The sequence below is a fragment of the Pseudomonas sp. W17 genome (assembly GCF_040268305.1).
GTDB classification, from domain to species: domain Bacteria; phylum Pseudomonadota; class Gammaproteobacteria; order Pseudomonadales; family Pseudomonadaceae; genus Aquipseudomonas; species Aquipseudomonas protegens.
On the sequence record NZ_CP158490.1, the window covers coordinates 1,009,101 to 1,033,037 of the forward strand.

General features: G+C 63.3%; 18 protein-coding genes. 6 read left to right on the forward strand and 12 right to left on the reverse strand.

The features are described from left to right. Positions 1-2 precede the first annotated feature (2 nt). Together ABCR88_RS04520 and ABCR88_RS04525 are read left to right on the forward strand one after the other, a co-directional pair. Positions 3-1,745, forward strand: a complete 1,743-nt coding sequence (locus ABCR88_RS04520) for a PTS fructose-like transporter subunit IIB (RefSeq protein WP_350404164.1) — start codon at positions 3-5, stop codon at positions 1,743-1,745. A 166-nt stretch (positions 1,746-1,911) separates the two neighbouring features. Then, positions 1,912-3,453, forward strand: coding sequence for an alkaline phosphatase D family protein (locus tag ABCR88_RS04525; RefSeq protein WP_350404166.1), 1,542 nt, complete (start codon positions 1,912-1,914; stop codon positions 3,451-3,453). 163 nt (positions 3,454-3,616) lie between these two features. Here the strand turns inward: ABCR88_RS04525 and ABCR88_RS04530 are convergent, their stop codons facing one another. Both ABCR88_RS04530 and ABCR88_RS04535 read right to left on the reverse strand, forming a co-directional pair. Continuing rightward, complete coding sequence (locus ABCR88_RS04530) at positions 3,617-6,148, reverse strand: sulfite reductase flavoprotein subunit alpha (RefSeq protein WP_350404168.1); 2,532 nt, start codon at positions 6,146-6,148, stop codon at positions 3,617-3,619. Between the two features lie 156 nt (positions 6,149-6,304). Further along, positions 6,305-8,611 carry a TonB-dependent siderophore receptor gene (locus ABCR88_RS04535; protein WP_236183821.1) on the reverse strand — a complete coding sequence of 769 codons (2,307 nt, stop codon included), beginning with the start codon at positions 8,609-8,611 and terminating at the stop codon, positions 6,305-6,307. A 206-nt stretch (positions 8,612-8,817) separates the two neighbouring features. Between ABCR88_RS04535 and ABCR88_RS04540 the strand changes: the two genes are divergently transcribed. Further along, entirely contained in the window at positions 8,818-9,498 is a 681-nt protein-coding gene (locus ABCR88_RS04540; RefSeq protein WP_325985515.1) for a Fe2+-dependent dioxygenase, read from the forward strand. A 3-nt stretch (positions 9,499-9,501) separates the two neighbouring features. Further along, positions 9,502-10,263 carry a tetratricopeptide repeat protein gene (locus ABCR88_RS04545; protein ID WP_041115956.1) on the forward strand — a complete coding sequence of 254 codons (762 nt, stop codon included), beginning with the start codon at positions 9,502-9,504 and terminating at the stop codon, positions 10,261-10,263. Positions 10,264-10,420: 157 nt separating this feature from the next. On the opposite strand, the gene ABCR88_RS04550 is transcribed toward ABCR88_RS04545, so the two are convergent. The 5 genes from ABCR88_RS04550 to ABCR88_RS04570 form a co-directional block, all read right to left on the reverse strand. Then, positions 10,421-11,584 (reverse strand): type III PLP-dependent enzyme, encoded by a 1,164-nt coding sequence (locus ABCR88_RS04550; RefSeq protein ID WP_041115957.1) that lies wholly within the window; start codon positions 11,582-11,584, stop codon positions 10,421-10,423. A gap of 652 nt (positions 11,585-12,236) precedes the next feature. Continuing rightward, on the reverse strand, positions 12,237-13,394 hold the full coding sequence (locus ABCR88_RS04555) for an ABC transporter ATP-binding protein (RefSeq protein ID WP_236183818.1): 1,158 nt from the start codon (positions 13,392-13,394) through the stop codon (positions 12,237-12,239). Further along, a complete protein-coding gene (locus tag ABCR88_RS04560) occupies positions 13,391-14,044 on the reverse strand; it encodes an ABC transporter permease (protein ID WP_011059225.1) in 654 nt (217 codons plus the stop codon). Before ABCR88_RS04560 ends, ABCR88_RS04555 begins: the two co-directional genes overlap by 4 nt. Positions 14,045-14,056: 12 nt before the next feature. Then, positions 14,057-14,950 (reverse strand): glycine betaine ABC transporter substrate-binding protein, encoded by an 894-nt coding sequence (locus ABCR88_RS04565; protein ID WP_041115959.1) that lies wholly within the window; start codon positions 14,948-14,950, stop codon positions 14,057-14,059. A gap of 24 nt (positions 14,951-14,974) precedes the next feature. Further along, entirely contained in the window at positions 14,975-15,691 is a 717-nt protein-coding gene (locus ABCR88_RS04570; protein ID WP_011059227.1) for an ABC transporter permease, read from the reverse strand. 350 nt (positions 15,692-16,041) lie between these two features. Here ABCR88_RS04570 and ABCR88_RS04575 point away from each other — a divergent pair, with 350 nt between their 5' ends. After that, a complete protein-coding gene (locus tag ABCR88_RS04575; RefSeq protein ID WP_011059228.1) occupies positions 16,042-17,625 on the forward strand; it encodes a peptide chain release factor 3 in 1,584 nt (527 codons plus the stop codon). 338 nt (positions 17,626-17,963) lie between these two features. Further along, positions 17,964-18,206, forward strand: coding sequence for a hypothetical protein (locus ABCR88_RS04580; protein ID WP_015634142.1), 243 nt, complete (start codon positions 17,964-17,966; stop codon positions 18,204-18,206). Positions 18,207-18,310: 104 nt separating this feature from the next. Here the strand turns inward: ABCR88_RS04580 and ABCR88_RS04585 are convergent, their stop codons facing one another. The 5 genes from ABCR88_RS04585 to ABCR88_RS04605 all read right to left on the reverse strand — a co-directional run bounded on the left by ABCR88_RS04585 (position 18,311) and on the right by ABCR88_RS04605 (position 23,863). Beyond that, positions 18,311-19,282 carry a peptide ABC transporter ATP-binding protein gene (locus ABCR88_RS04585; RefSeq protein WP_350404172.1) on the reverse strand — a complete coding sequence of 324 codons (972 nt, stop codon included), beginning with the start codon at positions 19,280-19,282 and terminating at the stop codon, positions 18,311-18,313. Then, entirely contained in the window at positions 19,282-20,250 is a 969-nt protein-coding gene (locus ABCR88_RS04590; RefSeq protein WP_337154180.1) for an ABC transporter ATP-binding protein, read from the reverse strand. The genes ABCR88_RS04585 and ABCR88_RS04590 overlap by 1 nt, the downstream gene beginning before the upstream one ends. Before the next feature lie 10 nt (positions 20,251-20,260). Next, positions 20,261-21,172 carry an ABC transporter permease subunit gene (locus ABCR88_RS04595; RefSeq protein WP_011059232.1) on the reverse strand — a complete coding sequence of 304 codons (912 nt, stop codon included), beginning with the start codon at positions 21,170-21,172 and terminating at the stop codon, positions 20,261-20,263. A gap of 11 nt (positions 21,173-21,183) precedes the next feature. Beyond that, positions 21,184-22,194, reverse strand: a complete 1,011-nt coding sequence (locus ABCR88_RS04600; RefSeq protein WP_011059233.1) for an ABC transporter permease subunit — start codon at positions 22,192-22,194, stop codon at positions 21,184-21,186. 73 nt (positions 22,195-22,267) lie between these two features. Next, the gene (locus tag ABCR88_RS04605) at positions 22,268-23,863 is read right to left on the reverse strand and encodes an ABC transporter substrate-binding protein (RefSeq protein WP_041115960.1); all 1,596 of its coding nucleotides are present in this window, start codon (positions 23,861-23,863) and stop codon (positions 22,268-22,270) included. Between the last annotated feature and the right edge of the window lie 74 nt (positions 23,864-23,937).

A 23,937-nucleotide genomic window follows, 5' to 3' on the forward strand; every position in this document is an offset into this window, starting at 1 on the left:
GTATGAAGTTAGCCATTATTACCGCCTGCCCCAACGGCATGGTCACCAGCGTACTCTGCGCCCGCCTGCTGGACGCCGCGGCCCAGCGCCAGGGCTGGAGCACCAGCGTCGAAGTGCACGATGAAGCGCACCCCGAACGTCAACTGTCGGCCACGACCATCGAGGCTGCCGAGTGGGTACTGGTGGTCAGCACCGGGCCTGTGGACCTGTCGCGTTTTGTCGGCAAGCGGGTGTACCGCAGCAGCCCGTCCCAGGCCCTGCAGGATGTCGATGCAGTGCTGCGTCGCGGCGCCGAAGAGGCCCAGGTCCATGTGGCCACCGAGGTCAGTGCCGAGCCAGTGGTCGAAACAGGCAAGCGCGCCCCGCGGCTGGTGGCGATCACTGCTTGCCCGACTGGCGTGGCGCACACCTTCATGGCCGCCGAGGCCCTGCAGCAGACCGCCAAGCGCCTGGGCTACGACCTGCAAGTGGAAACCCAGGGCTCGGTGGGCGCGCGCAATCCGCTGAGCGCCCAAGCCATTGCCGAGGCCGACGTGGTGCTGCTGGCGGCGGACATCGAAGTGGCCACCGAGCGTTTTGCCGGCAAGCGCATTTATCGCTGCGGCACCGGCGTGGCCCTGAAACAGTCCGAAGCGATCCTGAACAAGGCCCTGGCCGAGGGCCAGCTGGAGTCCTCCGCGTCAGGCGCCCAGGCACCGGCCAAACAGGAAAAGACCGGGGTCTACAAACACCTGCTGACCGGGGTGTCGTTCATGCTGCCGATGGTGGTGGCGGGCGGCTTGATGATTGCCCTGTCCTTCGTCTTCGGCATCACCGCCTTCAAGGAGGAGGGCACCCTGGCCGCGGCCTTGATGCAGATCGGCGGCGAGACCGCCTTCAAGTTGATGGTGCCGCTGCTGGCGGGTTACATCGCCTACTCCATCGCCGACCGCCCAGGCCTGGCGCCGGGAATGATCGGCGGCATGCTCGCCAGCACCCTGGGCGCGGGTTTTATCGGCGGCATCGTCGCCGGCTTCCTCGCCGGTTATGCGGCCAAGGCGATCAATAAATATGCGCGTTTGCCGCAAAGCCTGGAGGCGTTGAAACCGATCCTGATCATCCCGCTGCTGGCCAGCCTGTTCACCGGGCTGGTGATGATCTACGTGGTGGGTAAACCCGTGGCGGGCATGCTCGAAGCCCTGACCCACTTCCTCGACAGCATGGGCACCACCAACGCCATTCTGCTCGGGGTACTGCTGGGCGGCATGATGTGCGTCGACCTGGGTGGGCCGATCAACAAGGCGGCCTATGCGTTCTCGGTAGGGCTGCTGGCCTCCCAGAGCTATGCACCGATGGCCGCGACCATGGCGGCGGGCATGGTACCGCCGATTGGCTTAGGGATTGCCACCTTCATTGCCCGACGCAAATTTGCCCAGACCGAACGCGAAGCCGGCAAAGCCGCCCTGGTATTGGGCCTGTGCTTTATCTCCGAAGGGGCGATTCCGTTTGCCGCCAAAGACCCGTTGCGAGTGATCCCGGCGAGCATTGCCGGCGGCGCCCTGACCGGGGCCTTGTCGATGTACTTCGGCTGCAAACTGATGGCGCCCCACGGCGGCCTGTTCGTCATGCTGATCCCGAATGCCATCAACCACGCCCTGCTGTACCTGCTGGCGATTGTCGCGGGCAGCCTGCTGACGGCGGTTGTCTATGCGCTGGTGAAACGGCCGGAAACCGTGGAACTGGCCCTGCAACCGGCCTCCTCGTAGGAGCCGGCTTGCCGGCGAAGCGGCCCCTGAACCTTGCGCTGTTCGGGCCGATGCCTTCGCTGGCAAGCCAGCTCCTACGGTGGCAGGGGGCACAGCAGCCTCGCTGTCACACCCCCTTCATCCCCACTGACTAAGGTTGGCTTTTGACCATTGTCAGGGAGTCACCATGAGCGAGTTCAACCTCGGCCGTCGTCGGATCATGCAAATCGCTGGGGCGGGGCTGTTGCTGCCGAGCCTGGCGCCGGCGGTGATTGCTTCGGTCAAGGATCGGCCGCAGCTCACCGATGGGGTGCAGTCCGGGGACCTGCTGGGGGATCGGGCGATGATCTGGAGCCGCAGCGACCGCCCGGCGCGGATGGTGGTGGAGTGGGATACGCGCAGCATGTTCAGCAACCCCCGGCGTTTCATCTCGCCCCTGGCCGATGCGCGGACCGACTTCACGGCGCGGGTGGAGTTGACCGGGTTGCCGGCCGATCAGGCGATCTTCTATCGGGTGACCTTCGAGGACGCCCAGAGCGGTGTGGCCAGTGAGCCGTGGTTCGGCCATTTGCGCAGTGCGCCGACGCAACGCCGGGACATCCGTTTTGTCTGGAGCGGTGACACGGTGGGCCAGGGCTTTGGCATCAACCCGGACATCGGTGGCATGCGTATCTATGAGGCCATGCGCCTGCGCTTGCCGGACTTCTTTATCCACAGCGGCGATACCATCTACGCCGACGGCCCGGTGCCGGCGCAGTTGACCGTGGAAGACGGGCGGATCTGGCGCAATATCACCACCGAGGCCAAGAGCAAAGTGGCCGAGACCCTCGACGAATACCGGGGCAACTACCGCTACAACCTGATGGACGAAAACCTGCGCCGCTTCAACGCCGAGGTGCCGCAGATCTGGCAGTGGGACGACCACGAGGTGGTCAATAACTGGTCGCCGAGCAAGCAGCTGGACGAACGTTACGTGGTCAAGGACATCCAGACCCTGGTGGGCCGCGCGCGCCAGGCCTGGCTGGAGTATTCGCCCATGCGCCGGCAGAGCGCCGATGGCGGCGGGCGCATCTACCGCAAGCTCAGCTATGGGCCGTTGCTGGATGTGTTCGTGCTGGACATGCGCAGCTATCGCGGCCCCAACGATGACAACCTCGGCGGCGAGAAACCTTTCCTCGGCCGCGAGCAACTCGATTGGCTGAAGCGTGAGCTCAAGGACTCCTCGGCTCAGTGGAAAGTGGTGGCGGCGGACATGCCCATTGGCCTGGGCGTGCCCGATGGCGAAGTCAGCCCCGGGGTGGCGCGCTGGGAGGCGATCGCCAACGGCGACCCGGGCCCGGCCCAGGGCCGCGAGCTGGAGATTGCCGAGCTGCTGGCGTATTTGCGCAAGCATCAGGTACGCAACCATGTGTGGCTGACGGCCGATGTGCATTACTGCGCGGCCCACCATTACCACCCGGATCGCGCGGCGTTCCAGGATTTCGAGCCGTTCTGGGAGTTTGTTGCCGGCCCCCTGAATGCCGGGAGTTTCGGGCCCAATGCGCTGGACAAGACCTTCGGCCCGGAAGTGGTGTTCCAGAAGGCGCCGCCAGCGCAGAACACTTCGCCCTTTGCCGGCTTCCAGTTCTTTGGCGAAGTGCAGATCGATGGGCAAACGGCGGAGCTGAAAGTGATCCTGCGGGACCTGGACGGCGTGGCGGTGTACGAACACAACCTGCAACCGGCGTAACCATCCCCACCAGCGCCCCGTCCCGTAGGAGCCGGCTTGCCGGCGAATAGGGCCCGTGAGCCTTGCGCTGTTCAGACGGGCGCCTTCGCTGGCAAGCCAGCTCCTACGGAGGGGGCTGCAGGATTGGTGCAGGAGCCGGCTTGCCGGCGAAGCGTCTGAGGCCTCAGTAAACGTCGCGGCGGTAGCGGCCCTCTTCGATCAGGCGCTCCACGTGCTCTGCTCCCAGCAGTTCGTTAAGTACCTGATCCACTCCCGACGCCATGCCCTGCAAGCTGCCGCAGATGTAGAGCGCGGCGCCATCGTCCAGCCATTTTTTCAGCTCGTCCGCCGCCTGGAGCAGGCGGTCCTGGACGTAGACCTTCTCGGCCTGGTCCCGGGAGAACGCCAGATCCAGGCGGCTCAGGTCGCCCCGGGTGCGCCATTCCTGCAGTTCATCCTTGAAGTAGAAATCATGCTCGGCATTGCGCTCGCCAAAGATCAGCCAGTTGCGTTGCTGGCCCTCGGCGATCCGCGCCTTGAGCAGGCTGCGCAAGCCCGCCAGCCCGGTGCCGTTGCCCAGCAGAATCAGTGGGCAAGGTTCGGTCGGCAGGTGGAAGCCGCTGTTGCGCCGTACCCGCAGGCTGATGCTCGAACCCACCGCAGCATGCTCGGTGAGCCAGCCGGAACCGATCCCCAAGCTGCCATCGGGGTGGCGTTCCTGGCGCACCAGCAGCTCCAGGCAACCGTCGGCGGCAATCGAGGCGATGGAGTATTCGCGCATGCTCAGGGGTACCAGGGCATCCACCAGGGCCTGGGCGTGCAGGCCCACCAGGTGGGTGCGGTTTTCCGGTAGCTGGCGGCTGCCCAGAGCCTGTTCCAGGCTCTCTTCCAGGCCGTCGAGCTGGACCCTGGCCTCGCCGGAAAGCCCCAGGCCGTCGAGGAAGTATTCCACCATCCACGGGCTGTTGCGCGGCATGACTTCCACCAGGTCGCCAGCCAGCCAGCTGCTGGCGCTGGGGGCCAGCAGTTGCAGCAGGTAGACCCCGGAGCCGCTGCTGTCGGGGTTGAGCAGGGTGCGGCTCTTCAGGGTCCAGTTGTCGAAGGCCGGGGCCTGCCACAGGTCTACCGGGGCATGGCCGGTGAGCTGGCCCAGTTGCTGCTGCCAGTGGCGCAGGGCGTAGCTGTCGCCGCTGTCCACTTCGATGGGGGCGAACAGGGTGCTGCCGCCCTGGTTCGACAGCCAGTCGTGCAGGCGTCGGGCAAAGCCGCAGAAGTGCTGGTACTGGCGGTCGCCCAGGCCGAGCACGGCGTATTGCAGGCCTTGCAGCGACAGCTCGCGGCCCAGTAGCTTGCGCTCGAAGCCGCGGGCGCTGTCCGGTGCTTCGCCGTCGCCAAAGGTGCTGACCACGAACAGCGCGCGCTGGGCGTCACGCAGATCCTGTTCGCTGAGACTGCTCAGCGGCTGGACCTTGGTCGCCACCCCGGCAGCCTGCAATTGCCCGGCGGTCTGCCAGGCCAGTTGCTCGGCGAAACCGCTCTGGCTGGCGAAACCGATCAGCCACGCCGAGCCGTCGGGGGCGGTACTTTCCAGGCCTTGGCGGGCCTGCTTGATCTGGCGCTTCTTGCGTCGGCGATCCAGGTACAGCAGCCAGCCGGTGACGAAGAACAGCGGCATGGTCAAGGAGGCCAGGGTCAGCAGGATGCGCCCCACCAGGCCGAAGTAGCTGCCCACGTGCAGCGCGTAGACGCTAGTGAGCAACTGCGACTTGAGGCTCTTGTCGGCGTAGCGGTCATGACGGCTGATCACCCCGGTGGCCGGGTCGAGGGTCAGTTGGTTCAGCGCCCGTTCGTGGGGGGAGGTCTTGAGCAGGTAGAACACAGTCGCCGGCTGCCCGGCCACGGCAGGCATACGGATGTTGTAGGCATTGAGGTCCTTGCCGGCGGCGCTGTAGACGCTGCTCCACATGGCGTTGTAGTCCGCCACCGGGGCCGGGCCCTTGGGCGGTGGGCCACCGCGGCCGCCACGCTGGCGTTCGCTGTGTGGCGCATCGGAGAGCAGCTTGGTCAGGCCCTCCCGGTACCAATCGTAGGACCAGTACAGGCCGGTGAGGGCGAACAGCAGGTAGAACAGCAGGCACCAGGTGCCGAACACCGCGTGCAGGTCCCAGTTGAAGCCGCGGCCTTTCTTGGCCCAGTCCAGGGTCAGCCACACCCGCCAGTTGCCGACCTGGCGCGGCCAGCGCAGGTACAGCCCGGACAGGCAGAAGAAGATCAGGATCAGGGTGCAGGCGCCGGTGATCTGCCGGCCGGTGTCGCCGACGGCCAGGAAGCGGTGCAGTTGCAGCATGAAGCCGAAGAAGTCCTGGCCGACGGCGTCGCCCATGAACTCGCCGGTATAGGGGTCGAAGTAGCGCATCTGGCCACGGCGTTCCCCTGGCGGCGGGGTGAAGAACACCCGCGCGGCGTTGCCGCTGTCGGTTTCGACCCAGAGCATGGACACCGTCTTGCCTTTGGCGGCCTGGATCTTGTCCACCAGTTCGGCGGGCGGCAGCACCCCGGCGGGGAGCTTGTCGACTTGCAGCACCGATGGATTGAGGGCGCGCAGGATTTCGTCCTGGAACGACACGGTCGCCCCGGTGATGCCCATCAGGGCCAGGACCAGCCCCGCGCTGATGCCGAAGAACCAGTGCAGCTGGAACAGGGTTTTCTTCAACACGTCACTCGCCTTGTTCGTCCAGAGAGAGGAAACACGGCGCGCATTATGCCGTGTGTTGTCGAGAAGCATTCGTTTTTACATGCAAAAGCCCCAGGCATTGAAATGCGTGGGGCTTGGGCGCCTGTGGCCGTGGCCACAGGAAGGTCTTGCGCTGGATCAGAAGTGGAAGTTGGCACTCATCAGCGCGGTACGACCGGCCGCCTGGTTGGCGAAGTGCGCCGCGTAGGCCTTGTCGTAGTAGGTCTTGTCGGTCAGGTTCTGCACGTTCAACTGCAGGTCGACGTTCTTGGTCAGCTTGTAGCTGGCCATGGCGTCGTAGCGGGTGTAGGACGGTACGTACAGGCTGTTGTTGTTATCGCCCCAGACCTTGTCGACGTAGAAGGCGCCACCGCCGATGGTCAGCTTCTGGGTCAGGTTATAGGTGGTCCACAGGCTGAAGCTGTTTTTCGGCGTATTTGGCAATTCATTGCCCTTGGCCGGGTTGGTCAGGCTGGTGACTTTGCCACTGCGATCACCGCTGGCGCCCGGATCGACGATGGTGCTGTCCAAGTAGCTGTAGCCGGCGAACACTTGCCACTTGTCGGTCAGCTTGCCGCTTGCGGTCAGCTCAAGGCCGTCAACTCGGGTCTTGCCGGCATTTTCGTAGGTGTAGTTGCTGCTCAGGACCCGGGTGTTTTCCTTTTCGGTACGGAAGATCGCACCCGTCAGTGCCAGACGGTCGTTGAACAGGTCCCACTTGGTGCCGATCTCGTAGTTGACGGTTTCCTCGGGTTTCATGTCGCTGACGATGCTGGTCGGCGTGCCGGAAGTGGTGGCAAACGGGTTGGTCTCGGCGCCGTTGTCCAGGGTGCTGCCGACCGGTGTAGCCGAGGTGGCATAGGAGATATAGACGCTGCCGTTGTCCTGCGGCTTCCATACCAGGCCCAGTTGGCCAGTCACGAATTCGCTGGTGTCCTCGGCCTTGAAGGTGGTGGTGCGCGCGGTGTTCTTGGTCTTGGCCTGGGTTTCGAAGTGGTCGTAGCGCAGGCCCATGTTGACCAGCCACTGCGGGGTCAGCTCCAGAGTGTCGGCAAAGTAGATGGCCCGGGTGGTGCCTTCGGTGTCGGTGCCCGCGTAGTTGCGGCTGATGGTGCCGGCATAGGCGTCATCCGGAGTCGGGTTCGACAGCGAGGTACAAACGCCAGCAGGCTGCGGCACGTTGCACTTGATATTGGCGTTGTTGGAAACGGTGTAGCCACTTTTGCTCGAGGACTCGTCGGACAGTTCGATGCCGGCGGAGAAGTTGTTCTTGAAGCCGCCCAGCACGAACTCACCGTACAGATCGGTCTGGTTGGTGGTGGTGTCGGTGTTCGACACCCGGGTGTTGGCCCGACGCCAGACGGTGCCACTGCGTACGTTGCCCTGGCTGTCGTCCGGCTGGGTCAGGATGTAGTCCTGCATGCTGGTGCCGTGACGGAAGGTGTTCTTCAGGGTCAACGAGTCGTTCAGGTCGTGCTCGATGGCGAAGGTCGCGGTGTCCACGCGGGACTTGCGGAAGTCGCGGTCGGTCAGGCCATAGAAGTTGCTGCTGTCGCCGCCGTTGACCGGTTTGTCCGGATGGGCCGCGGTGTGGGCGGTGCCCATGGAATAGCCGTAGGGAATGCCCGAGTCCGGCAGGTCATCGCTTTCCAGGTGGTAGTAATCGAGGAATACCCGGGTGTCGGTGCCTAGGCCGAAGGCCAGGGACGGGGCGATGCCCCAGCGGTCGTAGTTGACCTTGTCTCGTCCGGCGACGTTGCTTTCATGGCTCATCAGGTTCAGACGGCCAGCGGCGGTATCGCTGAACTGGTAGTTGCCATCCAGGGTGTAGCGCTGGGTCTGATCGGAGCCCCAGGTGAAGCCACCGTCCAGGGAGTTACCCAGGTGCGCCTTCTTGCTCACCAGGTTGATGCTGCCGCCAGCGGCGCCACGGCCGCCCATGGCCGAGTTAGGGCCTTTGCTGACTTCGATGTTTTCAACTGCGAAGACTTCGCGGCTTTGGGCACCTGTGTCGCGGACGCCGTCCAGGTAGGTGTCACTTTGGGCGTCGAACCCCCGGATGAACGGACGGTCGCCTTGGGGGTTGCCGCCCTCACCGGCACCGAAGGTGATACCGGGCACGGTACGCAGGGCGTCCTGCAGCGAGGTGGCCGCGGTGTCCTTGAGTACTTGCTGTGGCACCACGGTCACCGAGCGTGGGGTGTTCACCAGCGGCGCGGTGTACTTTTTCGAGGAGGAGTTTTCGACCTTGTAGGACGTTTGGTCCTGGGCCTCACCGGTAATGCTGGTGGCTTCCAGGGCAATGGCTTTGCCCGAAGTCTTCTGCTGAGTCTCTTCAGCCGCCTGGACCATATGGCCTGCGGAGCCGGCGGTGATCGCCACGCCAATTGCAGACGCCAGCAGGCGTGGTGAACTGACAGCGGATGGTGGTTGTTGGCGTGACATGTTTTTCCCCTCCCCAAGGATTTGAGGCGGCGGAATATAGGGGAAAGAAACATTTGTTATCAATTGCGAAATATTGCTATTCGCACTTAATTTACATTCTTTACAATTTGCCTTTACGGTTTTTACGTTCTCATGCGTCCCGGGGTTTTACACAGTCAATAAGAATCAATATCATTGACGGCCTTTCGCTCTGCAGGTACCTGGCCATGTTGCTGCACATCCCTGGCGTGTTCACCCGTGACGAGGTCGGGCGCATCCGTGAAGCCCTGGAACAGGCGGACTGGGCGGACGGCAAGATCACCGCCGGTTACCAGTCGGCCAAGGCCAAGCACAACCTGCAACTGCCGGAAGGCCACCCGCTGGCCCAGGAGATCGGCGCGGCGATGCTCGATCGCCTGTGGCAGAACCCGCTGTTCATGTCCGCCGCCTTGCCGCACAAGGTGTTTCCGCCGCTGATCAACTGCTACACCGCCGGCGGCAGTTTCGATTTTCATATCGACAACGCGGTGCGCCAGCCCAAGGGCAGCCCGGAGCGGGTGCGTACGGATCTGTCGTCGACCCTGTTCTTCAGCGACCCCGAGGATTACGACGGCGGCGAGCTGGAGATCCAGGACACCTTCGGCCTGCAGCGGGTCAAGCTGCCGGCGGGGGACATGGTGCTGTATCCAGGCACCAGCCTGCACAAGGTCAACCCGGTGACCCGGGGCGCTCGCTACGCCTCATTCTTCTGGACCCAGAGCCTGGTGCGCGAAGACAGCCAGCGCGCCTTGCTGTTCGAGATGGACGGCGCGATCCAGGAGCTGACCCGGGACGCGCCCGACCATCCTTCCCTGATCCGCCTGACCGGCACCTACCACAACCTTCTGCGTCGCTGGGTCGAGGTGTAAGTCGTGACTTTTCAACTTCGTCGCGAGGAGCTCCTCGACGGCGCGCAACTGAGCGCCATGCTTGAGGAGAGCCCGGCCCGCGCCGCCCAGGCGGTGCTGGCCGCTGCTTCCGAGGGCCTGCTGGATGCCCAGGCGCTGCTGGGGCAGATCCTCCTCGACGGTCGCGGCATCCAGCAGGATCAACCCCTGGCGGTGCGCTGGTTCGAGATCGCCGCACAACGCGGGCACCTGATGGCGCGCAACATGCTCGGCCGCTGCCATGAGCACGGCTGGGGTTGCCCGGCGGATGCCGCCAGCGCGGCCGGGCACTATCGCCTGGCGGCCGAAGCGGGGCTGGACTGGGGGCTGTACAACTACGCCAACCTGTTGGCCACCGGTCGCGGCGTGGTGCAGAACCATGCCTTGGCCCTGGCCTGCTACCGTCGAGCGGCGGACCTTGGCCATGCCAAGTCGATGAACCTGCTGGGGCGTTACCTGGAAGAAGGGCTGGTGTGCCAGGCCGACCTCGAAGCAGCTCGGGACTGGTACCGGCGCTCGGCCGAAGGCGGGGATTTTCGCGGGCAGTTCAGCCATGCGGCAGTGCTGGCCGATGCCGGGCGTATCGACGAAGCCGTGGAGTGGCTGAAGCGCGCCCTGGCCGGCGGCAATCTGAACTTCCTCCGGGTGGCATGCGCCGCGCTGCTCAATGCCACGCATCCCGAGATTCGCGAGCTGGCCCAGGCCTATCAGCGGCGGGCGGTGGAACTGGGCGACGCACCGCAATGACCTGTAGGAGCTGGCTTGCCAGCGAAGGGGCTAGACCCGGGCAATGAGTCGTCTGCGTTTCGCGAGCAAGCTCGCTCCTACAAGGAAGGATGTGTGATTCAGGTACAAAAAAGCCCATGACAGGTCATGGGCTTTTTCTTGCAGCTAAGCGCAGTCTTTAAACGTAGAAGGCCTTCAGCGGCGGGAAACCGTTGAATTCCACCGCGCTGTAGCTGGTGGTGTAGGCGCCGGTGGACAGCCAGTACAGGCGGTCGCCGATGGCCAGGTTCAGTGGTAGGCCGTACTTGTAGTTCTCGTACATGATGTCGGCGCTGTCGCAGGTCGGGCCGGCGATCACCACTTCTTCCACTTCACCTTTCTTCTCGGTCCAGATCGGGAACTTGATGGACTCGTCCATGGTTTCGATCAGGCCGGAGAACTTGCCCACGTCGGTGTACACCCAGCGCTCGACGGCGGTGCGGGATTTGCGCGCCACCAGCACTACTTCGCTGACCAGGATGCCGGCGTTGGCGATCAGCGAACGGCCTGGTTCGAGGATGATTTCCGGCAGGTCGTCGCCGAAGTCTTCCTTGAGGAAGCGGATGATTTCCTCGGCATAGGTTTCCAGGCTGTTGGTGCGGGTGATGTAGTTGGCCGGGAAGCCGCCACCCATGTTGATCAGCTTCAGCTCGATGCCGTCTTCTTCCTTGAGGCGCTCGAAGATCACCTTGACCTTGGCAATGGCGGCGTCCCATACGCTGATGTCGCGCTGTTGCGAACCCACGTGGAACGACACGCCGTAAGGCACCAGGCCCAGGTCGCGAGCGAGGATCAGCAGGTCCATGGCCATGTCGGTCTGGCAGCCGAACTTGCGCGACAGCGGCCAGTCGGCGGTGGTGGAGCCTTCGGTGAGAATGCGCACGTAGACTTTCGAGCCCGGTGCGGCCTTGGCGATGTTGCGCAGGTCGGCCTCGGAGTCGGTGGCGTACAGGCGCACGCCCTTGTCATAGAAGTAGCGGATGTCCTTGGACTTCTTGATGGTGTTGCCGTAGCTGATGTTGGCCGGGTTGACGCCGCGGCCCAGCACCTTGTCCAGCTCGTAGATCGAAGCGATGTCGAAGCTGGAGCCTTTTTCGTGCAGCAGGTCGATGATCTCGACGGCCGGGTTGGCCTTGACCGCGTAGTAGACCTTGGCGAATTCGAAACCGGCGCGCAGGTCGTCGTAGGCCTGGGAGATCATCTGGGTGTCGATGACCACGAACGGGGTTTCTTGCTGGTCGGCGAACGCCTTCATTTTTTGAAAGGTTTCGCGCGCAAAATAGTCTTCGACGTTAATCGACATGCGTTGGGAGCTCCTACTGGCAAACGTTAGAAATCAATGGGTGCAAATGAACGTCCTCCGTATCCCCACTTTGGTTCGCCTACTTCCCAAGGCATGTCGCCGAAAGCAAAAAGGCCATGGGCAATCTGCCCTTGGCCTTGCTGTCTCGTCGTCAGTACTTGAGCCGGATGGATCGTTTCCAGCATGGACGTTCGGCGCGAACTTTAGGCGGTGAAGGGGTTGAGATCAACAAAAAATGTCGCGTTTTTGCACTTGTCTGACGTGCGTTATCGACACCTCTCTTTGTAGCCGACACAGATGACGGACAGATGTTCCCGAAGAATTCTCGAGTGTTAAAAATACCTGCACGTTCGACGCTTTTGTGTGCCAAGTAGCTGGGAAGTATGAAAGCGCCAACATCGGCGACGTTAGCGGCGAGAGGGCGGTGTGAGGAGGATTTTGGTTATTTCGGAGGGGGGCGCCGGACAGCTCTGACTGGGGCGGCTGTTGATATTTTTTTCCGGCGTGTGGGTGGGCCAAAAACACATGCTGGCGAGGGCGCTTGCTCGCGCCGGATGCGCAGCAGCCCCATTCTTTTTGCAAAGAGGGGCCGCTTCACAGTCCCGAGGGAGCAAGCTCCCTCGCCACAGGTTGGTTATTGGCTATTTATTGATCAGCCAACCACCGCTTCAGCCGGCGAGACGATATTGGTCTTCATCCCCCGCGAACGCCCGGAGCTCAGGTAGGCGGCGATGGATTCCTGAGTCACCTCGCCCAAGAACACTCGCTCGGCATCCATCACCGGCAGCCACGAGCGGTTGAACTCGTACATGCGCGACAGAAGAATCCGCAGGTGTTCGTCGTAGGCGGCTGTAGCGTTGAACTCTCGCAGGAACTGGGCGCAGGTGCCGGTCTGGCGGTGCAGGTCGCGACGACGTACATAACCCAGAGCCTTGTTCTCGGCACAGGTCACCACCACGTAGCGCCGGTCGTGTTCGTCCATCAGTTCCAGGGCGTCGGCTACCGGGGTTTCCGGGCTGACCGACGGGGCGTTGTCCGCGGCGTCTTCGGCCTTGACCAGCAACAGGCGTTTCAAGGTGCTGTCCTGGCCGACGAAGTTGCTGACGAAGTCGTCCGCCGGGTGCGCCAGCAGGGTGTCGGGGTGATCGATCTGCAGCAGCTTGCCGGCACGGAAGATGGCGATCTTGTCCCCCAGCTTGATGGCTTCGTCGATGTCATGGCTGACCATGATCACGGTCTTGTTCAGCGCCCGCTGCATCTCGAAGAATTCGTTCTGGATCATCTCGCGGTTGATCGGGTCCACCGCGCCGAAGGGCTCGTCCATCAGCAGCAGCGGAGCGTCCGCCGCCAGGGCGCGGATCACCCCGATGCGCTGTTGCTGGCCACCGGACAGTTCCCGTGGGTAGCGATGCAGGTACTGCTTGGGTTCGAGCTTGATCATGTTCATCAGCTCGCGGGCCCGGTCGTGGCATTTCTGCTTGTCCCAGCCCAGCAGGCGTGGCACCACCACGATGTTTTCCTCGATGGTCATGTTGGGGAACAGGCCGATCTGCTGGATCACGTAGCCGATGTTGCGGCGCAGGGTCACTTCGTCGAGATCGGTGGTGTCTTCGCCATTGATCAGCACCTTGCCCGAGGTGGGCATGATCAGGCGGTTGATCATTTTTAGCGTGGTGCTCTTGCCGCAGCCGGAGGGCCCGAGGAACACGCAGATCTCGCCTTCATTGACGGTCAGGCTTACCGAGTCGACGGCTTTGACATCCTTGCCGTTGCTGCGAAAGGTCTTGGTCAGGTTTTGAAGTTCGATCATTTCAGGAGTCCTTTTGGAGTCAGCGAGCGTTGCAGCCATTGCAGAAGCAGGTCGGCGAAGATGGCCAGGAGGCTGACCAGCACGGCGCCGACGATCAGCATCGACATGTCGCTGCGGCTGATGGAAGCAAGAATGAGTACGCCCAGGCCGCCGGCGCCGATGGTGGCGGCGATGGTCATGACGCCGATGTTCATCACCACGGCGGTGCGTACCCCGGCGAGGATCACCGGCACCGCGATCGGCAACTCGACCATGCGCAGGCGCTGGCCGAAGGTCATGCCGATGCCGCGGGCGGCTTCACGAATGCCCGGTTCGACGCCGGTCAGCGCCAGGTAGGTGTTGCGCATGATCGGCAGCAGGGAATAGAGGAACACCGCGGTGATAGCCGGTAGCGGGCCCAGGCCCTGGCCGAACTTGGAGTAGAACGGCAGCAGCAGGCCGAACAGGGCGATGGACGGAATGGTCAGCAGCACGGTGGCGCTGGCCTGCAGTGGGCCGGCAAGGGTCGGGAAGCGGGTCATCAGCACGCCCAGGGGCACGCCGAAGACGATGGCCAGGGTCACGGCGATGCCCACCAGGGTGATGTGCTGCCAGGTCAGGTGCAGGACCTGGGCCCAATCGAGATGGGAAAAGGCGTTCAGGAATTCCATGTCTTCTCCTCTTTAGTTGATCGGGTGCTGGCGCAGGAAATCTGCGGCCACGGCGGATGGGCTTTCATGGTCGACGTCGACCCGCGCGTTTAGCTGGCGCATGGTTTCGTCGTCGAACAGCGCCGCCAGCGGCTTGAGCTCGGCGGCCAGTTGCGGGTGCGCGTCGAGGTAGGCCTGGCGTACCACCGGCGCGGCGGTGTAGTCCGGGAAGTAGTGCTTGTCGTCTTCCAGCAGTTTGAGCTTGAAGGCATTGAGGCGCCCGTCGGTGGTGTACACCAGGCCGGCGAACACCTGGCCGTTGCGCAGGGCTGTGTAGACCAGGCCGGCGTCCATCTGCCGGCTGTTCTTGCGGGTCAGGGCCATGTCATAGAGCTTGACCATCCCGGCCATGCCGTCGGAGCGGTTGGCGAACTCGGTGTCCAGGGCCACCAGGCGGTTTTCCTTGGTGTTTTCGGCCAGGGCCTGGGTCAGGTCGCTGATGCTATTGATCTGCGGATGTTCCTTGGCCACGTTCTCTGGCAGCGCCAGGGCGTAGGTATTGCTGAACTTGGACGGTGACAGCCAGACCAGGCCTTTTTTCGCGTCGAGTTCTTTCACCCGGGCGTAGGACTGTTCGCTGTCGAGTTTCTCGTCGATGTGGTTGTAGGCCACCAGCGAGACTCCGGTGTATTCCCAGATCAGGTCCAACTGCCCACTTTCCTGGGCACTGCGGGCCAGGTTGCTGCCCAGGCCCCCGGTGACGCGGGTGTCGTAGCCCTTGCTGCGCAAGTACTGGGAGGTGATCTCCGCCAGCAGAGTCTGTTCGGTGAAGACCCGGGCGCCGATGCGGATCAGCGGTTTTTCCGCGGCGTGGGCCAGTGTGCTGAAAAGCAGGACGCAGCCGAGTATCAGGCTTAATTTCTTCATGTCGGTTCCTTGGCTCTGACGGGCTTAAGACGGGCGCAGACCACGTTCCAGCCAAAGTCGGCTGGCCAGGGTCACCAGGCCATCGAGGAGCAAGGCCAGCAGCGCGGTACAGGCCGCGCCGAGCAGTAATTGCGGCTGATTGTTCAGGGCGATGCCGGGGAAAATCAGGCTGCCCAGGCTGTTGGCGCCGATCAGGAAGGCCAGGGGCGCGGTGCCGACGTTGATCGCCAGGGCCACCCGCACACCGCCGATGATGATTGGCACGGCATTGGGCAATTCGACTTTCCACAGCACCTGGCGTGGCGTCATGCCGATGCCGACCGCGGCTTCCTTGAGAGAGCCCTGGACGTTCTTCAGGCCTTCGTAGGTGTTGCGCACGATGGGCAGCAGGGAGGCGAGGAACAGCGCGAAAATGGCCGGGCCACTGCCGATGCCGAGGATCCCCAGAGCGATGGCCAGGACGGCCAGGGGAGGGACGGTGTTACCGATGTTGAACACTTGCATGAAGCGTTCGGCGCGTCCGACCATGCTCGGGCGGCTGAGGACGATGCCGGCGGGGATCCCCACCACCAGCGCGGCTAGCATTGAAGCCAGGACCAGGAACAGATGAGCTTGCAGGTAGAACAACAGATCGTCGCGGTAGTGTTCGATCGTAGTGATGCCGATCCAGTGGACCAGCAGGGCCAGGAGGGCGATTACCGCAGCGCCTCCTATCAGCCCTTTGCCATAGCGAATAGCCACAGGCGGACTCCTTTTTGTCGGTCGGCGGGCACTTTCCCGTGTGGCAGGGCCATTCCTGGCTGCCGGGAAAGTACGCGCGAAAAGCAGCTCGTCGAGCGCCGGCAGAGCGGCGGGTGAACGGGCCATGAGCGCAGCTTCGTCAAGCTAACTTGCTGATATTTCAGCCCCTGACGACAGTGCGTGACAGGGGAGTGGACGTCTCCACGTTTTAAAAGGTTCCATAATTGGCAGCATTTAGCCACCGTTAATCTGCCGTCCGGTCGCCCGGGCGACGGGGGGAGCTGTGGCCCGCAAGGCTATGTCTGGGCTATAATCTGCGCCCTTTTTTGATCACCGCCAGGCGATTTCCCATGACCCAACAGGCCGCCGAAGTCGCGAAACGCCGCACTTTCGCCATTATTTCCCACCCGGATGCGGGTAAGACCACCATCACCGAGAAGCTGTTGCTGATGGGCAAGGCCATTGCGGTGGCGGGTACCGTCAAATCGCGTAAGTCCGACCGCCACGCCACTTCCGACTGGATGGAGATGGAGAAGCAGCGGGGTATTTCCATTACCACGTCGGTCATGCAGTTCCCCTATCGCGAACACATGATCAACCTGCTGGACACCCCCGGCCACGAAGACTTCTCGGAAGACACCTACCGCACCCTGACCGCGGTGGACTCGGCGCTGATGGTGCTCGACGGCGGTAAGGGCGTCGAGCCACGGACCATCGCCCTGATGGACGTCTGCCGCCTGCGCGACACGCCCATCGTCAGTTTCATCAACAAACTCGACCGGGACATTCGCGACCCGATCGAACTGCTGGACGAAATCGAAGCGGTCCTGAAGATCAAGGCTGCCCCCATCACCTGGCCGATCGGTTGCTACCGCGACTTCAAGGGCGTGTACCACCTGGCCGGCGACTACATCATCGTCTACACCCCAGGCCATGGCCACGAGCGCACCGAAACCAAAATCATCGAAAAGCTCGACTCCGCCGAAGCCCGGGCCCACCTGGGTGACGAGTACGAGCGCTTCATCGAGCAGCTGGAACTGGTGCAGGGCGCCTGCCACGAGTTCAACCAGCAGGAGTTCCTCGACGGCCAGCTGACGCCGGTGTTCTTCGGGACCGCGCTGGGCAACTTCGGTGTCGACCACGTGCTCGACGCCGTGGTGGACTGGGCGCCGCTGCCGCTGGCCCGCGTTGCCAACGAGCGCAGCGTGGCCCCCCAGGAAGAGAAGTTCTCGGGCTTCATCTTCAAGATCCAGGCGAACATGGACCCCAAGCACCGCGACCGCATCGCCTTCATGCGCATCTGCTCGGGCAAGTACGAGAAAGGCATGAAGATGCGCCACGTGCGCACTGGCAAGGACGTGCGCATCGGCGATGCCCTGACCTTCTTCTCCTCCGAGCGTGAGCAACTGGAAGAGGCCTATGCCGGCGACATCATCGGCCTGCACAACCACGGCACCATCCAGATCGGCGACACCTTCACCGAAGGCGAGGCGCTGGGCTTCACCGGTATTCCGCACTTCGCCCCGGAGCTGTTCCGCCGTGTGCGTCTGAAGGACCCGCTCAAGTCCAAGCAACTGCGCCAGGGCCTGCAACAGCTGGCCGAAGAAGGCGCGACCCAGGTGTTCTTCCCCGAGCGCAGCAACGACATCATCCTCGGCGCCGTGGGTGTGCTGCAGTTCGACGTGGTGGCCAGCCGCCTGAAGGAGGAATACAAGGTGGAGTGCTCCTACGAGCCGATCACCGTGTGGTCCGCCCGCTGGATCGAATGCAGCGACAAGAAGAAGCTCGAAGAGTTTTCCAACAAGGCGGTGGAAAACCTGGCCCTGGATGGCGGCGGCCACCTGACCTACCTGGCGCCGACCCGGGTCAACCTGGCGCTGATGGAAGAGCGCTGGCCGGACGTGAAATTCCGCGCCACCCGCGAACACCACTAAGTTCGTCGGTCACCCCCGAGCCCCGCTGTGCAGACAGCGGGGCTTTTTTTGCGCGCTGGATTGGCCTGCCGCCGCCCCGTAGGCGCTGGCTTGCCAGCTAAGGCGGCGGACGCTGTTGTGCCTGGCTTGCGGGTTTCTTCGCCGGCAAGCCGGCTCCTGCGGGTTGTGGTGTTCTTAAGGGAGTGCCGTTAATCGGAAGGGCTTTGGCGGCTCGGGAATCGATAGGGAGCTATCTGGAAAAGCCGGGATATCACGACTAGGTTTCAGACAGTGCTGTGGCCGCCGTAAGGCTGGCGCGCAGCCTTCGATGATTCACCTATGAAAGGATGGAATCGGCTATGAGAATTTTCCAACGCGTTGTGCTGTTGATCAAAGTGCTGGTGATGCTGTCGCTCGGAACCTCGGCGGCCTGGGCCCACAACCTGATGCAGGTGAGCGAGCCGGGTTACTCCTCGAGCCAGAGCGCACCGGTGCAGATGCTTGCCAAGTCCGAATCGGAGCCGGGCGATGAAGGTCAGGGTGGCAGTTCCGGCGATGACGACCAGACCACCGACGAGGATGACGGCGACAGCCAGGGCTAAAAGAAACCCCCGACGACGGACTGATGCGCAATCCGTCGCCGGGGGCGGGTCGAACAAGGTTCAGGCGCTCCCGGAGCCTTCCGGGAGCGCCTTTTTCATGGCCGCTACAGCACGAATTGCTCGGCGTAGTGGCAGGCCACCTGGCGGCTGTCGAGCTGGCGCAGGGCCGGCTCTTCAGTGCTGCAACGCTTGGTGGCATAAGGGCAGCGCTTGTGGAAGGCGCAGCCCGGTGGTGGGTTCAGCGGGTTGGGCAGCTCGCCGACGATCTTGATCTTCGGCTTGTCCGGGTCCGGGTGGATGGTTGGAGTCGCCGACAGCAGGGCCTGGGTGTAGGGGTGCAGGGGGCGGGTGTAGATGTCCTCCTTGGGGCCCATTTCCACCGGCCGGCCGAGGTACATCACCAGCACCTGGTCGGCCACGTGGCGCACCACTGCCAGGTTGTGGGAAATGAACACATAGGCGGTGTTGAATTCCTGCTGCAGGTCCATGAACAGGTTCAATACCTGGGCCTGGATCGATACGTCCAGGGCCGAGGTCGGTTCGTCCGCCACCAGCACCTTGGGCTGCAGCATCATTGCCCGGGCCAGGGCGATACGCTGGCGCTGCCCCCCGGAGAACATGTGCGGGTAGCGCTGGTAATGTTCGGGGCGCAGGCCTACCTGCTTCATCATCGCCTGGACTTTTTCCCGGCGTTCGGCGGCCGACAGCTTGGTGTTGATCAGCAGCGGCTCGGCCAGCTGGTCACCGATCTTCTGCCGCGGGTTGAGCGAGGCATAAGGGCTCTGGAACACCATCTGCACGTCTTTGCGCAGTTGCTTGCGCTGGGCCTTGTCGGCGCCGGCGACTTCCTGGCCGGCGATCTTCAGCGAGCCGGAAGACGGTTCCTCGATCAGGGTCAGGGCCCGCGCCAGGGTGGATTTGCCACAGCCGGATTCACCCACCACAGCCAGGGTCTTGCCGGCTTCCAGCTCGAAGGACACGCCGTTGAGTGCGCGCACGGTGGCGTGGCCCTTGAACAGGCCACGGGACACTTCGTAGTGACGGGTGAGGTCGCGGGCGGTAAGAACGACGGCCATTACGCCACCTCCTGATTCAGCGGGTAGAAGCAGCGCACCAGGCTGGCGGCTTTCGGGTCGAGGCTGGGGCGCTGGGCGCGGCAGTTGTCTTGCACGTAGGGGCAGCGTGGCGATAGCAGGCAGCCTTGAGGCCGGTCGTAGCGCCCGGGGACGATGCCCGGCAGGGTCGACAAGCGAGTGGCGCCGAGGCTGTGCTCGGGAATCGCCGCCAGCAGCGCTTCGCTGTAGGGGTGCGCGGGGATATCGAACAGCTCCGGTACCTGGCCCACCTCAACCGCCTGGCCGGCGTACATCACGCACACCCGCTGGGCGGTTTCGGCGACCACGGCGAGGTCGTGGGTGATCAGCACCAGGCCCATGTTCTGTTCTTTCTGCAGGTTGAGCAGCAGGTCCATGATTTGCGCCTGGATGGTCACGTCGAGGGCGGTGGTGGGTTCGTCGGCGATCAGTAGCTTGGGCTCGCCGGCGATCGCCATGGCGATTGCCACCCGCTGGCTCATGCCGCCGGACAGTTGGTGCGGGTAGGCGTCCATGCGGCTGGCGGCGCCGGGGATCTCGACCTTTTCCAGCAGTTCGATGGCGCGCTTGCGTGCGGCCTTGCTGGACATCTTCAGGTGCAGGCGCAGCACTTCCTCGATCTGGAAGCCCACGGTATAGCTGGGGTTCAACGCGGTCATCGGGTCCTGGAAGACCATGGCCAGGTCCTTGCCGACGATCTGCCGGCGCTGGCGCGGGCTGAGCTTGAGCATGTCGCGGCCGTCGAAGCTTAGGGCATCGGCGGTGACGATGCCGGGGGGCTCGATCAGGCCCATCAAGGCCATCATGGTCACCGATTTGCCGGAGCCGGACTCGCCGACGATGGCCAGCACTTCGCCCTTGTCGACCTTGAGGTCGAGGCCGTCGACCACCGGCACCGCAGTGGCGTCGCCGAAGCGGACATTGAGATTCTTGATTTCTAGCAGTGACATGGGAATCTCCTCAGGCGGCGTTCTTGAGTTTCGGATCCAGCGCATCGCGCAGGCCGTCGCCCATCAGGTTGATTGCCAGCACGCTGAGCAAAATGGTCAGGCCCGGCAGGCTCACGACCCACCAGGCGCGTTCGATGTAGTCCCGGGCCGAGGCCAGCATGGTGCCCCACTCCGGAGTCGGCGGTTGCACGCCCAGGCCGAGGAAGCCCAGGGCGGCGGCGTCGAGGATCGCCGAGGAGAAGCTCAGGGTGGCCTGGACGATCAGCGGTGCCATGCAGTTGGGCAGCACGGTGATGAACATCAGGCGTGGCAGGCCGGCACCGGCCAGGCGCGCGGCGGTCACGTAGTCGCGGTTGAGTTCGCCCATCACTGCGGCGCGGGTCAGGCGTACATAGGACGGCAGGGACACCACGGCAATGGCGATCACGGTATTGATCAGGCCTGGGCCGAGGATGGCGACGATGGCCACGGCCAGCAGCAGCGAGGGCAGGGCCAGCATGATGTCCATCAGGCGCATGATGGTCGGGCCCAGCAAACGCGGAAAGAAGCCGGCGAACAGCCCGAGGAGGATCCCCGGGATCAGCGACATCACCACCGACGACAGGCCGATCAGCAGCGACAGGCGCGAACCCTGGATCAGGCGCGAGAGCAGGTCGCGGCCCAGTTCATCGGTGCCCAGCAGGAACTGCATCTGGCCACCTTCGAGCCAGGCCGGAGGGGTCAGCAGGAAGTCGCGGTACTGCTCGCTGGGGTTGTGCGGCGCCACCCAGGGCGCGAACAGTGCGCAGAACACGATCAGCAGCATGAACAGCAGGCCGGCCACCGCGCCCTTGTTGCGGGAGAAGTGCTGCCAGAATTCTTTGTAGACGGACGGATAGAGCAGGCTTTGATCGACTGCTACTGAGGAAGTTGGAGTGCTCATTAGTCTTGATCTCAGCGCTGATGACGGATGCGTGGGTTGGCAAAGCCGTAGAGGATGTCCACCACGAAGTTGACCATGATCACCAGGCAGGCGATCAGCAGGATGCCGTTCTGCACCACGGGATAGTCCCGGGCGCCGATGGCTTCGATCAGCCACTTGCCGATGCCCGGCCAGGAAAAGATGGTTTCGGTCAGGACCGCACCGGCCAGCAGGGTGCCGACTTGCAGGCCGACCACGGTCAGCACCGGAATCAACGCGTTGCGCAGGCCGTGGACGAACACCACCCGAGCCGGCGACAGGCCCTTGGCCTTGGCGGTACGGATGTAGTCCTCACGCAGTACTTCGAGCATCGAGGAGCGGGTCATCCGCGCGATCACCGCCAGCGGAATGGTGCCCAGCACGATGGCGGGCAGGATCAGGTGTTGCAGCGCGTCGAAGAAGGCGTCGGTGTCTTTGGCCAGCAGGGTGTCGATGAGCATGAAGCCGGTTTTCGGCTCGATGTCGTAGAGCAGGTCGATACGCCCGGAAACCGGGGTCCAGCCCAGGCTTACCGAGAAGAACATGATCAGGATCAGGCCCCACCAGAAGATCGGCATCGAATACCCCGCCAGCGAGATCCCCATTACCCCATGGTCGAACAGCGACCCTCGCTTCAAGGCGGCGATCACCCCGGCCAGCAGGCCGAGCACACCGGCGAACAGCAGGGCGGCCATGGACAGTTCCAGGGTCGCGGGGAACAGCGAGGTGAATTCGCTCCAGACGCTGGTGCGGGTGCGCAGGGACTCGCCCAGGTCGCCGTGGGCCAGCTTGCCGATGTAGTCTAGGTACTGGGCGTACAGCGGCTTGTTCAATCCAAGGCGTTCCATTGCCTGGGCATGCATCTCAGGGTCGACCCGACGCTCGCCCATCATGACTTCCACGGGGTCGCCGGGAATCATGCGTATCAAGGCGAAGGTCAGCAAGGTGATGCCGAAGAATGTGGGTATCAGCAACCCCACACGGCGGGCAATAAAACTAAACATCTTCTGAAGTACCTCAATCAGCCGGTTAGGCGTTCCCGCCATCCTTGGGGTCAAGGACGGCGGGCGTTTCTTATTACTTCACTTGGGTGGTAGCGAAGTTGTTAGTGGTCAGGGGGCTAATGTGATAACCCTCGACGTTCTTGCGCATGGCGGTGAACATTTTCGGATAGGCCATGGGGATCCACGGTTGATCCTGTTCGAAAACCAGCATGGCCTTTTCATAGAGCTCGGCGCGTTTGGCGGGTTCAGCGTCGGAGCGTGCTTCGTCGATCAGATCCTGGAACGTCTTGTTGCACCAGCGGGCGTAGTTTTCGCCGTTTTTCGCCGCGTCACAACTCAGGTTCGGGGTCAGGAAGTTGTCCGGATCGCCGTTGTCCCCGGCCCAGCCCGCCGACACCATATCGTGTTCGCCGTTTTTCGCACGTTTGAGCATCTCGCCCCACTCCATCACGCGGATGTCGAGCTTGAGGCCCACCTTGGCCAGGTCGGCCTGCATCATCTGTGCGCCGAGCATCGGGTTGGGGTTGGTCGGGCCGCCGCCGTTGCGGGTGAACAGGGTGATAACCGTACCCTCCGGTACACCGGCTTCCTTGAGCAGCGCGCGGGCCTTGTCCAGATCCCGGGGCGGGTTCTTCAGGCTGTTGTTGAAGCCCAGCAGGGTCGGTGGATACGGGCCGGTGGCCACCAGGGCGTTGCCCTTGCCGTACAGGCTGTTGACGTAGGCTTCCTTGTCGAAGGCGATGTCGATGGCCTTGCGCACTCGCACGTCGCTCATGTACTTGCGCGTGGTGTTCATGGCGATGTAGCCGGTGGTCATGGCGGCCAGCTCGTCGACCTTGAGGTTGGCGTCGGCCTTGATGCTGGGAATGTCATCGGGCTTGGGGTACAGGGCGATCTGGCACTCGTTGGCCTTGAGCTTCTGCAGGCGCACGTTGTTATCGGTGGTGATCGCCAGCACCAGCGGGTCGGCCGGCGGCTTGCCGCGGAAGTACTCCGGGTTGGCCTTGAAGCGTACCTGGGCGTCCTTGGCATAGCGGGTGAAGATGAACGGGCCGGTGCCTATGGGCTTGCTGTTGAGCTCAGAGGTCTTGCCTTCCTTGAGCAGCTTGTCGGCGTATTCGGCCGGGAAGATCGACGAGAAGGCCATGGCCACGTCGGCGAGGAAAGGGGCTTCGCGGCGGGTCAGGGTGAAGACCACGGTGTGGTCGTCGATCTTCTCGACGCTTTTCAGCAGTTCCTTGAAGCCCATGCTTTCGAAATAGGGGAAGCCCACGCTGGACTTGTCATGCCAGGGGTGCTTCGGGTCCAACTGGCGCTGGAAGCTCCAGAGCACGTCGTCGGCGTTCATCTCGCGCGTGGGGGTGAAGTAGTCGGTGCTGTGGAATTTGACGCCCTTGCGCAGATGGAAGGTGTATTGCAGGCCGTCGGGGCTGATGTCCCAGGATTCGGCCAGGGCCGGCTCGATGTCAGTGGTGCCGGGCTTGAAGTCCACCAGGCGGTTGAAGATGGTTTCTGCCACTGCGTCGGCCGTGACTGCAGTCGTGTACTGGACCATATCGAAGCCTTCCGGGCTGGCTTCGGTACAGACCACCAAGGGTTTGGCTGTGGCGCCCAGGGCGACGCTCAGCAGGGCGGCGCCAACGGCCGCTTTCAGGGGAAGCATTTTCATCAGGAACCCTCTGCAATCGATTGAACCAGATTAGCTTGAATGGCGGATTCGTCATGAATCCGCCCTTCAACTGG